We start from the raw sequence: 13783 nt of genomic DNA on the forward strand, positions 1-13783 counted from the left end.
AAGACTGCTTAGCGGTTTTGGGGCTACGACATGCATCAGTAAGAGCCGGATGCGTCCGGCGGCGAGCGGTCTTTTATGGGCAGTTTTCGGCGCCGTAAAGCCGGATGTAGGTCACCTGAGGAGATTCGGCAGATCTTTCAGGAACATCGCCCGCGTCTTGAGCCCCTTTGGCGTGTCGGCACGTTTCGTATCGACTACCAGGCGGGCAAAGACGATCTTGCGGGCATCGGTCTGCGCCCAGCCGACAAACCAGCCAAGCGAGCGCTTGTCGGCGCTGTCGCCGAGCCTGGTCGTTCCGGTCTTGCCCTGCACCGTCCAGCCGCCTGCCCGGAAGGTCGGGACAATCGCGCTGGTCATCGCATGGGCCTTGTCCGAGACCGGCAGTTTCCGCGCCAGCAGCTTGCGCAGGAAATCGACCTGCTCGACCGGCGATATCTTGAGCGAAGAATTCACCCAGGAATGGGTGAGGCCGTCATTCTTGCCGGCAGTGCCGGAGACTTCGGTGTTACCATAGTCCAATCTGGACACATAGCCGGCAACTGTTTGCTGCCGAGCCGGCGCGTAATCTCGCGTGAGAACCAAAGGACCGAATCCCTTCCCCAGATCGTCGGGTCGACGGTCTTGCGGTCCCGTTTCGGGGCATTGAACTCTGCCTTGTACTCCCAGCTTGGCGTATGCTCGTCGCTCAGGATTCCAGCATCATAGCCGATCAGCGCCAGCGGAACCTTGAATGTCGAGGCGGGGCTGAAGCGCTGATCGCAGGTCCCTTGGCGATACAGCGTCTCGCCGTTTGCGGCGTCGACGATCAGCGTGCATTCGACGTCCCCGAGCGGCGCCGATTGCGCACGGATCGGAAAACCCATCAGCCACGCCAAGACATAGAGAACCACGGCGAAAACGAAGGGAAGACGATCTATCCGGCGCATTTGGTAATCTCTCCTGAAGGGTGTCAGGAGCGGCTTAGCGAGGTGTCTTGTCTCGATTTTGTCTCAAATGCGCTATGTCAGCGCAAGCTGCGGTTAACCCTACCAGATCGTAAAAAGCGGTCCCTTTGTGCACCGCACAGTTGCGGTCAACTGTCCAGGTCGCCACGTTTTTTCCCGATCCGCCAGTACCGCCATGGCATGAACCAGAGGTAGCGATCAGCCAGTGCCTCAGGCACCCGGTCGATGCCGTGCGTGCCGAACGGTCCGCAGCGCAGCACCCGGAAAAACCCCATCCAGCCGCCGGCCCACAGCCCGTGGCGGGCGATCGCTTCGTGCGCGTATTCGGAACAGGTCGGCAGATGCCGGCAGGAATTGCCGACGAAGCCGGACAGCGTCAGCTGGTAGAGTCGGACAAGCGACGTGCCGAAGACGCGGCCCGGCGTCTTGCGCCACGGGCCGGGCCAATTGCGTCCTTGTCGAATCGGTCTGGCGCCGTGCGCTTGCCGATGTTGGCCGACCACCGCAGTCTCCACATCGCGTTTCCCTACGTGATAGATGTGCGCATCGGGCCAGGAACGCAATGCCGTTCCGGCAATCCCGTCATGGCCTGGTACGGCGAACCGGGTAGCGGTCGGGCGTCGGCTTCCGACATACGGCGACGCTGGTCGGCGGCCTCTCCTCGCACCAATCCCTATGCGGTTTCTCGTCGTACCACTGAAACGTCGCGATCCGTACGACATCGCCCAGAATGTTGAGAAACTGGATCATGGCGGCACTCCTTGAGCACCGATTAGAGCGCCGCTGGCCTTGCTCTTCAAACGAGAATAACGTCCACGTCAGATAACTCTGAGTTATGCGAATGAAGCGCGGACACCTCCCCCTGACGGCTCTCAGAAGCTTCGAAGCAGCCGGTCGTCACCTGAGCTTCAGCCGTGCGGCCGAGGAGCTTTATGTTTCGCAGGCGGCGATCAGCCGACAGATCCGCGAGCTCGAAACCTTCCTGCGCCAACCTTTGTTCTTCCGCCATCATCGCCGCGTCGAGTTGACCGACACCGGCCGGCGGCTGCTCGACCAGTTGGTCAGAAGTTTCGAGGGCATCGACAGGCTGCTTTCGGAATTGACGGCGGCCCCGACGCAGTCCGTGGTACGTGTCAGCGTTGAGCCATCGCTCGCATCCGTATGGCTGGTGCCGCGGCTCAACCGGTTTCGCGAGTTGCGACCCGACATCGACGTTTCCCTTGAGGTCGACCCGAGGTTGATAGAGTTTCGCAGCGATCAGCCCGAACTTGCCCTACGTTTCAGTGCACACGCCACCTCATGGCCACGCAGCGAAGCCGAACAGCTTGCCGCGGTCGTCGATTCCCCAGTTCTGTCGCCGGCACTTCTTGCATCCGGCCCAGCTCTGGAAAAGCCGATCGACCTTGGTCGCTATACATTGCTGCACGAAGAAAACCGTCAGGCTTGGGCGCGCTGGTTCGAAGCGGCGGGCGTGACGGCTGATGCCGTGCCTGCGCGCGGCCCGATGCTGGCCGATGCTTCGCTTTCGAAGCAGGCAGCCTTGCTTGGACATGGTGTCGCGCTGGGCGATCTTTTGCAGATCGGCGAAGAACTTGCGTCCGGCGCGCTGATCAAGCCTTTCGACATCGACGTCGCGTCGGGCGCCTATTGGCTAGTGGCCAGAAGGCTGAATGACCTTTCCGAGCCAGCCAGGGCTTTTGCCGAGTGGGTCCGGGCGGAATTCGCCGAAAGCCGGCATTTTCTCGCCAAGGTTTAAGCCGCCTCTTCCGCCCGCTTCTTCTCGATCTGGCCGATGGCATCGACCACTGCGTCGAAGGTCAGCATGGTCGAGGCGTGGCGCGCCTTATAGTCGCGCACCGGCTCCAGGTATTTCAGGTCGGCGAAGCGGCCTTCGGGCGGCGGGCCATTTTCCTTCAGCATCTTCAGCATCGTCTCGCGCACGCTGCGCAATTCTTCTGCACTGGCGCCGACGACATGCTGCGCCATGATCGAAGACGACGCCTGGCCAAGCGCACAGGCTTTCACGTCATGCGCGAAATCGCTGACGACGCCGTCATCCATCTTCAGATCGACGGTCACGGTCGAGCCACACAGTTTGGAATGTGCTCGTGCGGTTGCGTCGGGCCGGTCGAGCCGGCCGATCCGTGCGATATTTCCGGCAAAACCCAGAATTTTCGCATTGTAGACATCGTCGATCATATTTTTCCAATCCGTCGCCGCCCAGCGAACAGCGATTGCCGCTCTGGCGTCTTCCTTTCGCTCGGCACGAACATATATAATGGCGGTAGTCGGGTATCGACAAGGCGACCACAAACCTCGTCATGCCCAAATCTGTTCACGCCACTTACGGGCTGGAAACCGGGCGAGTTTCTAACACCCGAAAGGTCGTGGTCCGTTCAACTCGTTCCTCCTAAGAGAGGAACTACGGGAGACGCCTTTATGGACGCCGTTATCAAGAAACTCATGCCGCAGTCGGCCTATATGGAAAAGCCGGTCACCGACCGGCCAAGCGAGGCCGAAGTCGAAGCCGCGGTGCGCACCTTGCTGCGCTGGACCGGCGACAACCCTGACCGCGAGGGTCTGATCGACACGCCGAAGCGCGTCACTAAGGCGTTCCGCGAAATGTTCAACGGCTACGACATGTGTCCGGCCGAGGAACTCGGCCGCACCTTCGAGGAAGTCGCCGGCTACGATGACCTCGTGATCGTCAAGGACATCACGTTCCACTCGCATTGCGAGCACCACATGGTGCCGATCATCGGCAAGGCGCATGTCGGCTATCTGCCGGACGGCAAGGTCGTCGGCCTGTCCAAGATCGCCCGCGTCGTCGACATCTTCGCCCATCGTCTGCAGACCCAGGAAGCGATGACGGCGCAGATTGCCGGGGTCATCCAGGACGTGCTCAATCCGCGTGGCGTCGCCGTCATGCTCGAGGCCGAGCATATGTGCATGGCCATGCGCGGTATCCGCAAACAGGGCTCCACCACACTGACCTCGACCTTCACTGGCGTCTTCAAGGATACACCCGAAGAGCAGGTCCGCTTCGTCACCATGGTGCGCGGCGGCGGAACTGATCAGACCCGCCCCACCTTAGTTAAATAAGGACCGGCGAATGTCGGCATTGGAGTTCCCGAAAGCTCCCTCAGACAAGAAGGCGCTTGAGGAAGGCACGGTCCTTTCGCCGCGCTTCGATGCCGGCGGCCTCGTCACCGCCGTCGTCACCGATGCCGAAGACGGCATGCTGCTGATGGTCNTGATGGTCGCGCACATGAATGCCGAGGCGCTGGCGCTGACGCTCGAGACCGGCATCGCGCACTACTGGTCGCGTTCGCGCAACGCGCTGTGGAAGAAGGGCGAAACCTCGGGCAATGTCCAGGAGGTTGTCGAGATGCTCACGGATTGTGACCAGGACGCGATATGGTTGCGCGTCAAAGTGCTGGGTCACCAAGCAACTTGTCACACCGGCCGACGTTCATGCTTTTATCGGACGGTGGGGCTGAGCGATGGCAAAGGGACACTTGCCAGCGACGGCAGCAAGCCGCTGTTCGATGCGGAAAAAACGTATCGAAAGCGCAATACACCATCAATATGAACCATTCGCAGCACTTCAGCCACGTATATTCATGATTTCGATACGGCCCGCCTATAGGATGGCCGTGGGACAAGGGAGATTGTGATGCTCGACTGGGCGTCATTGCGCAACAGACCTGACGTTCGGGAGGCCAATGGCCTCTCCTCGGCCGCGGGCGCATCCGAAACCAAATCTCCGGGCAAAACAGGGATTTCGCTGGCATTGGGCGGCGGCTGTGCGCGCGGCTGGGCGCATATCGGCGTGCTGCGCGCGCTTGACGAAGCCGGCATCGAAGTGTCGATGATCGCCGGCACCTCGATCGGCGCGCTGGTCGGCGGCTGCTATGTTGCCGGCAAGCTTGACGAGCTGGAAGAATTCGCGCGCAGCCTGACCAGGCGGCGCATTTTTGGCCTTCTCGACCTCAATCTACGCGGCAGCGGCCTGTTCGGTGGCATGAAGCTCGATGCGCGGCTGCGCGAGCACATAGCCGGCATCCGCTTCGAGGACCTGCCAAAACCATTCGTCTGCGTCGCTTCGGAAATCCGCACCGGCCATGAGATCTGGCTGTCGAGCGGCTCGTTGAGCACCGCAATGCGCGCCTCCTACGCGCTGCCCGGCGTGTTCGAGCCGGTCGCCTGCAATGGGCGTGTGCTGGTTGACGGCGCACTGGTCAATCCGGTGCCGGTCTCGGTCTGCCGTGCCTACGAGCAGCCGCTCGTGGTTGCGGTGAACCTTCACTACGATCTGTTCGGCCGCGCCGCGGTGATCAAGCACAATGCCGGCGAGCTGGTCATCGAGAAAGACGCGCCGAGGGCCGGCCACGCCGATCCCGAACGCCAGTCGCGCGAGACGCGGCTCGGCATTACCGGCGTCATGGTCGAGGCCTTCAACATCATCCAGGACCGCATTTCGCGCGCCAGGCTGGCCGGCGACCCGCCGGACATATCGCTGCAGCCGAAGCTCAGCCATATCGGCCTGACCGAATTCCACCGCGCCGACGAAGCGATCCGTATCGGCTACCAGGCAACGATGGCGCAGATCGGCGACCTGACCCGGCTGCAGACCGTCCTCGCTTAGGCAGGGCGGCAGCGAGCTCTCAGGCAAGCGCCGCGTCGACGATACGAAATTGCACCGTGCGGTTGCCGTTCCAGTGGTTGCCCGACAGCGAGCCGGCGACATGCACCGGCTTACCCCTGTTCTTGAACAGGAATTCGCCAAGAGCCGTGTCGACGGCGCGAAAGGCGATCGCCTGGATGCGGCCGCCGCTTTCCGACTGCAGGTCGGCGCGGATGTGGTTGCTGCCGACCGCCCGCGCATCGACAAGCCGGTGGCGCGGCAGCGCGAACACCGGCGCAACATGCCCGGCGCCGAACGGCCCTGCCCTCTCAAGCGCATCGAGCAGCGCAAGCGTGGCGCCCTCGGCGGCAAGCGCGCCGTCGATCGCCAGGCTCTCCTCGCCTTGCAGGCGGAACACGTCCACCGCCGCGCGCTCTTCGAAGAAAGCCCTGAGTTCGCCGAGCTTCGCCCGCTCGACAGTGATGCCGGCCGCCATTCCGTGGCCGCCGCCCTTGACGATAAGTCCGGCATCGGCAGCCTCGCGCACCAGCCGGCCGAGGTCGAAGCCAGACACTGAACGGCCTGAACCGGTACCGACACCATTGGCGTTGAAGGCGATGGCAAATGCGGGCCGGCGCGCATGGTCCTTGAGCCGCGAGGCAAGCAGGCCGACAATGCCAGGATGCCAGTTGCTGCTGGCTGTGACCACGATGGCCGGACCATTGCCGCCGGCAAGCTCGGCGTCGGCCTCTGAGCGCGCCGCGGCCAGCATCTCCTGCTCCATCGACTGCCGCTCCTGGTTGAGCCGATCCAGCGTCTCGGCGATGGTGCGGGCTTCGACCGGGTCGTCGGTTGCAAGCAGGCGGCTGCCAAGTGCTGCGTCGCCGATGCGCCCGCCGGCGTTGATGCGCGGACCGATCAGAAAGGCCAGATGGAAAGTGTTGATCGGCTCGCCGATACGCGAGACCCGCGCCAATGCCGCCAGCCCTTCGTTCCTCTGCTGCCGCGCAACCTGCAGCCCCTTGACAACGAGGGCGCGGTTGATGCCGGTGAGCGGCACCACGTCGCAGACGGTGCCAAGCGCTACCAGATCGAGCAGGCCAAGCAGGTCCGGCGGTGCGGCATCCGGCAGGCGGCTGCGCAGAATCTTCGCGGTCTGCACCAGGCAAAGGAAGACGACACCGGCGGCACAAAGATGACCTTGGCCGGAAAGGTCGTCCTCGCGATTGGGGTTGACGACCGCAGTCGCCGCCGGCAACGGCCCGCCGACCTGATGGTGATCGAGCACCACGACGTCGGCGCCGACGGCCTTCGCCGCGTCGATGGAAGCAGCACTATTGGTGCCGCAATCGACGGTGACGATCAGCGTCGCGCCGCGCGAAACGAGTTCGCGCATCGCTTCCGGATTGGGGCCGTAGCCCTCGAAGATGCGGTCCGGTATGTAGATCTCCGACGGCACCGAGAAATGCGCGAGAAAGCGCTTGAGCAGCGCCGATGAGGCCGCGCCGTCGACATCGTAGTCGCCAAAGATCGCCACCTTTTCCCTGGCCATCACCGCCTGGGCGATGCGAGAGGCGGCCTTGTCCATGTCGGTCAGCGATGCCGGGTCGGGCAGCAGGTTGCGGATGGTCGGATCCAGAAACTGCTCGGTCTGCTCGGCGGTGACGCCACGCCCGGCCAGCACGCGTGCCACGATATCGGGCACGCCATACCCTTGCGCGATGGCGAGCGCGGCCATGTCCTGACGCTCGGTCAGCCGGTGTTCCCAGGAAACGCCGGTGGCCGACTGCCTGACATCGAGGAAAAAGCGTCTTTCCCCAGTCACGTGACGCGCCGTCTGCAATTTGTCATTGCGCACAGTATGCAACGGCTAACTGAGTCGAAATCAAAACTTTTCCAGATCCTGGTGCCTGGCCTTGATTTCGCGCACGGTCCGCGATGACGATCGCAGGACGATCGTGTGCGTGGTGATGAAATTGCGGCCGAACTTGACGCCGGCCAGCATATTGCCGTCGGTGACGCCGGTCGCGGCAAACAGCACGTCGCCGCGTGCCATGTCTTGCGTGTGGTAGATCCGTTTAGGGTCGGAGATGCCCATCTTGGCGGCGCGCGCCAGCTTTTCCGGCGTATCGAGGATCAACTTGCCCTGCATCTGGCCACCGGTGCAGCGCAAGGCGGCAGCTGCGAGCACGCCTTCCGGCGCGCCGCCGGTGCCGAGATAGATGTCGATGCCGGTCTCGTCCGGGTCGGTGGTATGGATGACCCCGGCGACATCACCGTCGCCGATCAGCCGGATCGCGGCGCCTGTCGCCCGCACGGCTTCGATCAAGGCGCCATGGCGCGGCCGGTCGAGGATGCAGGCGGTGATCTCTGCCACCAGCACGCCCTTGGCCCTGGCCAGGCTGGCGATGTTTTCGGCCGGCGAGGCATCGATGTCGATGATGCCGTCGGCATAGCCCGGGCCGATCGCGATCTTGTCCATATAGACGTCGGGCGCGAACAGAAGGCTGCCTTTTTCGGCAATGGCGATAACAGCCAATGCATTGGGCAGGTTCTTGGCGCAGATCGTCGTGCCTTCGAGCGGATCGAGCGCGATGTCGACAGCGGGGCCTTTGCCGGTACCGACCTCCTCGCCGATATAGAGCATCGGCGCCTCGTCGCGCTCGCCTTCGCCGATCACCACCGTGCCGTTGATGGCAAGACGGTTGAGCTCCTGCCGCATGGCATCGACCGCGACCTGGTCGGCGGCTTTCTCGTCGCCGCGTCCGCGCAATCTGGCGGCCGCGACCGCGGCGCGTTCGGTGACGCGCACCAATTCCATGGTCAGTATCCGGTCGAGGCCGGCGACAATGTTCTGGGCCACATTCATCGATGGACAATCCTCGTTGGCAGTTTAGCCTCCCGCCAGAGACGCGCTTCTTGTGTCAAAGCCCCGTGACAACAGCAAGACCTGCGCTGGACCTTTTTGAAAGCGCAGCAATATCAATCGATTAAACGCAAAATGTGAGACTGCTATCCGGCCCGCTCGATGCGGATGACTTGCGGCTTGTCGGTCAGAAGGCTGTCCCTGGTGATGCCGTCGACGGCCTTGCGCACCGCCGCCTCGGTCGTCTCGTGGGTCACCAGGATGACGGTCTTCTGTGCCTCGGTTTCCGGCCCGGCGGCATGCTGGACGATCGATTCCAGCGAAATGTCGTTGTCGGCCATGCGCTTGGCTATTGCCGCGAAGACGCCGAGGCGGTCGTGTACGGTCAGCCGGATGAAATAACCGCCGGCATGGCTGCGCATCTGCGCTTTCTTGTAAGGCTTCAATTCCCTCGCCGGCCGGCCGAAGACCGGACCATGCTGGAAGCCAGGCCGGCTCTTGGCGATGTCGGCAATGTCGCCGATCACCGCCGACGCGGTGGCGTTGCCGCCGGCGCCAGGGCCGGAAAGCAGCAATTCGCCGAGGATGTCGGTTTCGATCGCCACCGCATTGGTGACGCCGTGCACCTGCGCGATGACCGAGGCCGTCGGCACCATGGTCGGGTGCACGCGCTGCTCGATGCCGCTTTCGGTGCGTTGGGCGACGCCAAGCAGCTTGATCCGGTAGCCGAGATCGCCGGCCGCGCGGATGTCGGCCTGGCTGATGTTGGAGATGCCTTCCATGTAGATATCGTTGGCGGCGATCCTCGTGCCGAAGGCAAGGCTGGTCAGGATCGACAGCTTGTGCGCGGTGTCGTGACCCTCGATGTCGAAGGTCGGGTCGGCTTCGGCATAGCCCAGCCGTTGCGCATCCTTCAGGCAGGCATCGAAAGACAGGCCCTCGGCTTCCATGCGCGTCAGAATGTAGTTGCAGGTACCGTTGAGGATGCCGAAAACGCGGGTCACCGAATTGCCGGCCATCGCCTCGCGCATTGTCTTGATAACCGGAATGCCGCCGGCCACCGCCGCCTCGTAATTGAGCAGCACGCCTTTCCTCTCGGCGATCTCGGCCAATGCCACCCCGTGTTTGGCAAGCAACGCCTTGTTTGCGGTGACGACATGGCGGCCGGCCTCGAGCGCCGCTTTGACGGACGAGCGTGATGGGCCTTCGTCGCCGCCGATCAGCTCGACGAACACGTCGATCTCGGCGGTCTGCGCCATCTTGACGGCGTCGTCGAACCACTGTGCTGTGCCAAGATCAACGCCGCGGTCGCGTTTGGGATCGCGGGCCGAAACCGCCGACACGACGATGTCGCGCCCGCACTGCCGCGTCAGTTCGGCCGCCTTGTCGCGTAGCACGCGGGCCACCGACGCACCGACGGTGCCGAGCCCGGCAATTCCAACACGCAACGCTTCAGCCATGTCCGGCGACGCCCCATTCAGTCGGTTCATGTGTAGAAAATCAGCGATGCGCGGCGAGCGGCACGACGTTATTCGGCTGCTTGGCGCTGGATGCGAGGAAGCGCTTGATGTTGCGCGCCGCTTGCCGGATCCGGTGCTCGTTTTCGACCAGCGCGATGCGCACGTGATCGTCGCCATGCTCGCCGAAGCCGACGCCCGGCGCCACCGCGACGTCGGCGTGCTCGATCAGGAGCTTGGAGAATTCAAGCGAGCCCAGGTGCTTGAACGGCTCCGGGATCGGCGCCCAGGCGAACATCGATGCCGCCGGTGCGGGAATGGTCCAGCCGGCGCGACTGAAGGCGTCGACCATGACATCGCGGCGTTTGCGGTAGACGTCGCGCACTTCGGCGATGTCGGCGCCGTCGCCGTTGAGTGCATGCGCCGCCGCCACCTGGATTGGCGTGAAGGCGCCGTAGTCGAGATAGGATTTCACTCGCGTCAGCGCCGAGATCAGCCGTTCATTGCCGACCGCAAAACCCATGCGCCAGCCCGGCATCGAAAAGGTCTTCGACATCGAGGTGAACTCGACGGCGACGTCTATGGCGCCCGGCACCTGCAGCACCGAAGGCGGCGGATTGCCGTCGAAATAGATCTCCGAATAGGCAAGATCCGACAGGATGATGATGTCGTTCTTCCTGGCGAAGGCCACCACCTCCTTGTAGAAATCGAGCGAAGCGACCAGTGCCGTCGGGTTGGATGGATAATTGAGGATCAGTGCCAGCGGCTTCGGGATCGAATGGCGGATGCCGCGCTCCAACGCCGGGATGAAGCCGTCGTCCGGCTCGACCTGCAGCGAGCGGATGACGCCGCCTGACATAATGAAGCCGAAGGCGTGGATCGGATAGGTCGGGTTGGGGCACAGGATCACATCGCCGGGGGCGGTGATCGCCTGCGCCATATTGGCAAAGCCCTCCTTCGAGCCGAGCGTCGCCACCACCTGGCTGTCCGGGTCGAGCTTCACACCGAAGCGGCGGGCATAGTAGTTGGCCTGGGCACGACGCAGGCCCGGAATGCCGCGCGACGACGAATAGCGGTGCGTGCGCGGATCGCGTACCACCTCGCAGAGTTTGTCGACGATGGCCTTGGGCGTCGGCAGGTCCGGATTGCCCATGCCAAGGTCGATGATGTCGGCGCCGCGCGAACGGGCGCTGGCCTTCAGCCGGTTGACCTGTTCGAAGACATAGGGCGGAAGCCGGCGGACCTTGTGAAATTCTTCCATGGCAGTTCCAGACAGTGAGGTTGCGGTCGCGCGTATAAGCTTATTTGCAACTAGGGTCGAGAGCGGGGTCGCATTTGCCTTCGATCTGCTTCAGCGCCTCGGCGCCGTGTTTTTTTGCCAGCTGGTCCAGCGCTGCCTGGTCCGCAACCTTGACGCCGCCGCCCTTGGCGGCCTGGCTCTGCTCCTCGGCCTTCAGTTGGGCGAGCTTGGCGTTCTTTTCCTCGTCGGTGAATTGCTCGGCCGCCACCTGCGGCCGGATGTTCAGGTTCGGATAGGAACCGGTGTCCTTCGCGCCGACAAGGCCGGTGGCGGGCGCTGCACCTTCTATGTTGCTGCTCGTGCAACCGGCCATCGCCAACAGGACGAGCGCCATGCGGCAAAAACGACCAGTGCCGGAAAAAACGTTCTTGCCAATATTAATCGTCATATTGTTTTCCTGGCGGCCGGGTTAGAGCACATTGGACCCTGTTCGATATCCCATGGTAATATGTCAACAAAACGCTTCGGGAGGAACCCCGCGAACCATGTCCAAAACACCCGATTCGGGCAAAGCGGAAGATGACCAACCTTCGACCGTCGAGCAATATCTGGTGAAGGACCCGGAGCGCTTCGCTCTGAACATGGCCCGCATGATCGAGCAGGCCGGCAAGGCCGCCTCGGCATGGGCCGAGCCGCGGGAAAAGGGCGAGGTGCGCGATCACGTCGCCGAGCCGGTCGTCGACATGGTGAAGACGTTCTCCAAGCTCACCGAGTACTGGCTCTCCGACCCGCAGCGCGCGCTGGAGGCGCAAACGCGGCTGTTTTCCGGCTACATGACCGTCTGGGCCAACGCCGTCCAGCGCATCGGCGCCGGCGCCGAGGACGCCGAGGACGCGGTCAAGCCCGAGCGCGGTGACAAGCGTTTCCAGGACCCGGAATGGGGCCGCAACGCCTTCTTCGATTTCCTCAAACAGGCGTATCTGGTCACCTCGCGCTGGGCGGCCGAACTGGTCGAGCACGCCGACGGCCTGGACGAGCACACCCGCCACAAGGCCGGCTTTTATGTCAAGCAGGTGTCCAATGCCATCTCGCCGTCGAATTTCATCCTGACCAATCCGGAATTGTTTCGCGAGACTGTCGCCTCCAACGGCGAAAACCTGGTGCGCGGCATGAAGATGCTTGCCGAGGACATCGCCGCGGGCAAGGGTGACCTGAAGCTGCGGCAGGCAGATTATTCGCCCTTCGAGATCGGCAAGAATCTCGCCGCCACCCCGGGTAAGGTGGTCGGCCGCAGCGACGTCGCCGAAATCCTGCAATACGAGCCGACTACCGACACCGTGCTCAAGCGGCCGCTGCTGATCTGCCCGCCATGGATCAACAAATACTACATCCTCGACCTCAACCCGCAAAAATCCTTCATTCGCTGGGCGGTCGAGCAAGGCCACACCGTGTTCGTAATCTCCTGGATCAACCCGGACGAGCGGCACGGCGCCAAGAGCTGGGAGGCCTATATCAGGGAGGGCCTGCAATACGGCCTCGACACGATCGAGAAGGCCACCGGCGAAAGGCAAGTCAACGCCATCGGCTATTGCGTCGGCGGCACGCTGTTGGCGGCAGCGCTGGCCTTGATGGCGCAGGAAGGCGACCANCGCCATCGGCTATTGCGTCGGCGGCACGCTGTTGGCGGCAGCGCTGGCCTTGATGGCGCAGGAAGGCGACCACCGCATCAAATCGGCGACCTTCTTCACCACCCAGGTCGATTTCACCTATGCCGGCGATCTAAAAGTGTTCGTCGACGAGGAGCAGGTCGCGGCCGTCGAAAAGGCGATGAACGAAAAAGGCTATCTCGACGGCACCAAGATGGCGACCGCCTTCAACATGCTGCGCTCGGGCGACCTGATCTGGCCCTATGTCGTCAACAACTACATGCGCGGCAAGGATCCCCTGCCCTTCGACCTGCTCTACTGGAATGCCGATTCGACCCGCATGGGCGCTGCCAACCATTCTTTCTATTTGCGCAATTGCTATCTCGAGAACAGGCTTTCGCAAGGCATGATGGAACTGGCGGGCCGCACGGTTTCGCTGAAGGACGTTACCATGCCGGTCTACAACCTCGCCTCTAAGGAGGACCATATCGCGCCGGCGCTGTCGGTATTCCTCGGCTCGAAATATTTCGGCGGCGAGGTCGATTACGTCATGGCCGGCTCCGGCCACATCGCCGGGGTCGTCAATCCGCCGGCGGCGCAGAAATATCACTACTGGACCGGCGGCAAGCCGGCCGGCGACTTCGACCAGTGGCTCGCCGGGGCCACCGACCATCCCGGTTCCTGGTGGCCGCACTGGCAACGCTGGATCGAAGCCAAGGACAATACCCGCGTACCGGCCCGCAAACCGGGCGAGCATATGCAAGTTCTAGGCGAAGCCCCCGGCACCTATGTCAAGGTGCGCGTGTAACCATCTGTAATGTGTGGTGAGTTGACGCGCCGCCAAAAGCGGGCGAAATGGTGCCGTCAACCCTGAGCAGCCTTGATTCATCCTCTAGCCGCCAAATTACTTTGAGGCTTGCAGATTTGACACAGGTCTCGTTTCCGGTTCGGGGAACAAGGGTCATTTCGACGAGACGTTTCGACGCCGCGCCAATGACGAACC

General features: G+C 62.9%; 12 protein-coding genes and 2 pseudogenes. 5 read left to right on the forward strand and 9 right to left on the reverse strand.

From position 1 onward, the window contains the following. Positions 1–111: 111 nt before the first annotated feature. The 3 genes and pseudogenes from blaOXA to X773_RS77515 all read right to left on the reverse strand — a co-directional run bounded on the left by blaOXA (position 112) and on the right by X773_RS77515 (position 1694). Positions 112–926, reverse strand: a pseudogene (blaOXA, locus tag X773_RS64485) (class D beta-lactamase). A gap of 146 nt (positions 927–1072) precedes the next feature. Then, positions 1073–1447 carry a membrane protein insertion efficiency factor YidD gene (gene yidD / locus X773_RS64490; protein ID WP_031212323.1) on the reverse strand — a complete coding sequence of 125 codons (375 nt, stop codon included), beginning with the start codon at positions 1445–1447 and terminating at the stop codon, positions 1073–1075. 79 nt (positions 1448–1526) lie between these two features. Then, entirely contained in the window at positions 1527–1694 is a 168-nt protein-coding gene (locus X773_RS77515) for a hypothetical protein (RefSeq protein ID WP_198023609.1), read from the reverse strand. 91 nt (positions 1695–1785) lie between these two features. Between X773_RS77515 and X773_RS64495 the strand changes: the two genes are divergently transcribed. Next, positions 1786–2700, forward strand: a complete 915-nt coding sequence (locus tag X773_RS64495; protein ID WP_023678878.1) for a LysR substrate-binding domain-containing protein — start codon at positions 1786–1788, stop codon at positions 2698–2700. Here the strand turns inward: X773_RS64495 and X773_RS64500 are convergent. Next, the gene (locus X773_RS64500) at positions 2697–3143 is read right to left on the reverse strand and encodes an iron-sulfur cluster assembly scaffold protein (protein ID WP_023678879.1); all 447 of its coding nucleotides are present in this window, start codon (positions 3141–3143) and stop codon (positions 2697–2699) included. The two genes, X773_RS64495 and X773_RS64500, sit on opposite strands and share 4 nt — an antisense overlap. A 240-nt stretch (positions 3144–3383) precedes the next feature. Between X773_RS64500 and folE the strand changes: the two genes are divergently transcribed. From folE to X773_RS64515, 3 genes are all read left to right on the forward strand, one after another. Beyond that, on the forward strand, positions 3384–4046 hold the full coding sequence (folE, locus tag X773_RS64505) for a GTP cyclohydrolase I FolE (protein ID WP_023678880.1): 663 nt from the start codon (positions 3384–3386) through the stop codon (positions 4044–4046). Between the two features lie 10 nt (positions 4047–4056). Further along, positions 4057–4536, forward strand: coding sequence for a phosphoribosyl-AMP cyclohydrolase (gene hisI / locus X773_RS64510; RefSeq protein ID WP_023678881.1), 480 nt, complete (start codon positions 4057–4059; stop codon positions 4534–4536). Between the two features lie 84 nt (positions 4537–4620). Then, on the forward strand, positions 4621–5592 hold the full coding sequence (locus X773_RS64515) for a patatin family protein (protein WP_023678882.1): 972 nt from the start codon (positions 4621–4623) through the stop codon (positions 5590–5592). Positions 5593–5611: 19 nt separating this feature from the next. On the opposite strand, the gene recJ is transcribed toward X773_RS64515, so the two are convergent. From recJ to X773_RS64540, 5 genes are all read right to left on the reverse strand, one after another. Further along, the gene (gene recJ / locus X773_RS64520) at positions 5612–7396 is read right to left on the reverse strand and encodes a single-stranded-DNA-specific exonuclease RecJ (RefSeq protein WP_023678883.1); all 1785 of its coding nucleotides are present in this window, start codon (positions 7394–7396) and stop codon (positions 5612–5614) included. A gap of 60 nt (positions 7397–7456) precedes the next feature. After that, positions 7457–8440, reverse strand: coding sequence for a class II fructose-bisphosphatase (glpX, locus tag X773_RS64525; RefSeq protein ID WP_023678884.1), 984 nt, complete (start codon positions 8438–8440; stop codon positions 7457–7459). 143 nt (positions 8441–8583) lie between these two features. After that, entirely contained in the window at positions 8584–9897 is a 1314-nt protein-coding gene (locus tag X773_RS64530; RefSeq protein ID WP_023678885.1) for a homoserine dehydrogenase, read from the reverse strand. Between the two features lie 40 nt (positions 9898–9937). Continuing rightward, on the reverse strand, positions 9938–11155 hold the full coding sequence (locus X773_RS64535) for an LL-diaminopimelate aminotransferase (RefSeq protein WP_023678886.1): 1218 nt from the start codon (positions 11153–11155) through the stop codon (positions 9938–9940). 40 nt (positions 11156–11195) lie between these two features. Continuing rightward, positions 11196–11528, reverse strand: coding sequence for a hypothetical protein (locus X773_RS64540; RefSeq protein ID WP_348625939.1), 333 nt, complete (start codon positions 11526–11528; stop codon positions 11196–11198). 151 nt (positions 11529–11679) lie between these two features. On the opposite strand from X773_RS64540, the pseudogene X773_RS64545 reads away from it, so the two are divergent. Continuing rightward, a pseudogene (locus X773_RS64545) lies at positions 11680–13588 on the forward strand (class I poly(R)-hydroxyalkanoic acid synthase). The last annotated feature ends 195 nt before the right edge of the window (positions 13589–13783 follow it).

Source organism: Mesorhizobium sp. LSJC280B00 (assembly GCF_000502835.1).
Taxonomy (GTDB): Bacteria; Pseudomonadota; Alphaproteobacteria; order Rhizobiales; family Rhizobiaceae; genus Mesorhizobium.

Bases quoted from the DNA above. Each gene is read 5' to 3' on its own strand.
- X773_RS64515 (WP_023678882.1), top strand. From the start codon at position 4,621: ATGCTCGACTGGGCGTCATTGCGCAACAGACCTGACGTTCGGGAGGCC.
- X773_RS77515 (WP_198023609.1), bottom strand. From the start codon at position 1,694: ATGATCCAGTTTCTCAACATTCTGGGCGATGTCGTACGGATCGCGACG.
- X773_RS64495 (WP_023678878.1), top strand. From the start codon at position 1,786: ATGAAGCGCGGACACCTCCCCCTGACGGCTCTCAGAAGCTTCGAAGCA.
- folE (WP_023678880.1), top strand. From the start codon at position 3,384: ATGGACGCCGTTATCAAGAAACTCATGCCGCAGTCGGCCTATATGGAA.
- X773_RS64530 (WP_023678885.1), bottom strand. From the start codon at position 9,897: ATGGCTGAAGCGTTGCGTGTTGGAATTGCCGGGCTCGGCACCGTCGGT.
- X773_RS64535 (WP_023678886.1), bottom strand. From the start codon at position 11,155: ATGGAAGAATTTCACAAGGTCCGCCGGCTTCCGCCCTATGTCTTCGAA.
- X773_RS64500 (WP_023678879.1), bottom strand. From the start codon at position 3,143: ATGATCGACGATGTCTACAATGCGAAAATTCTGGGTTTTGCCGGAAAT.
- X773_RS64540 (WP_348625939.1), bottom strand. From the start codon at position 11,528: ATGGCGCTCGTCCTGTTGGCGATGGCCGGTTGCACGAGCAGCAACATA.
- glpX (WP_023678884.1), bottom strand. From the start codon at position 8,440: ATGAATGTGGCCCAGAACATTGTCGCCGGCCTCGACCGGATACTGACC.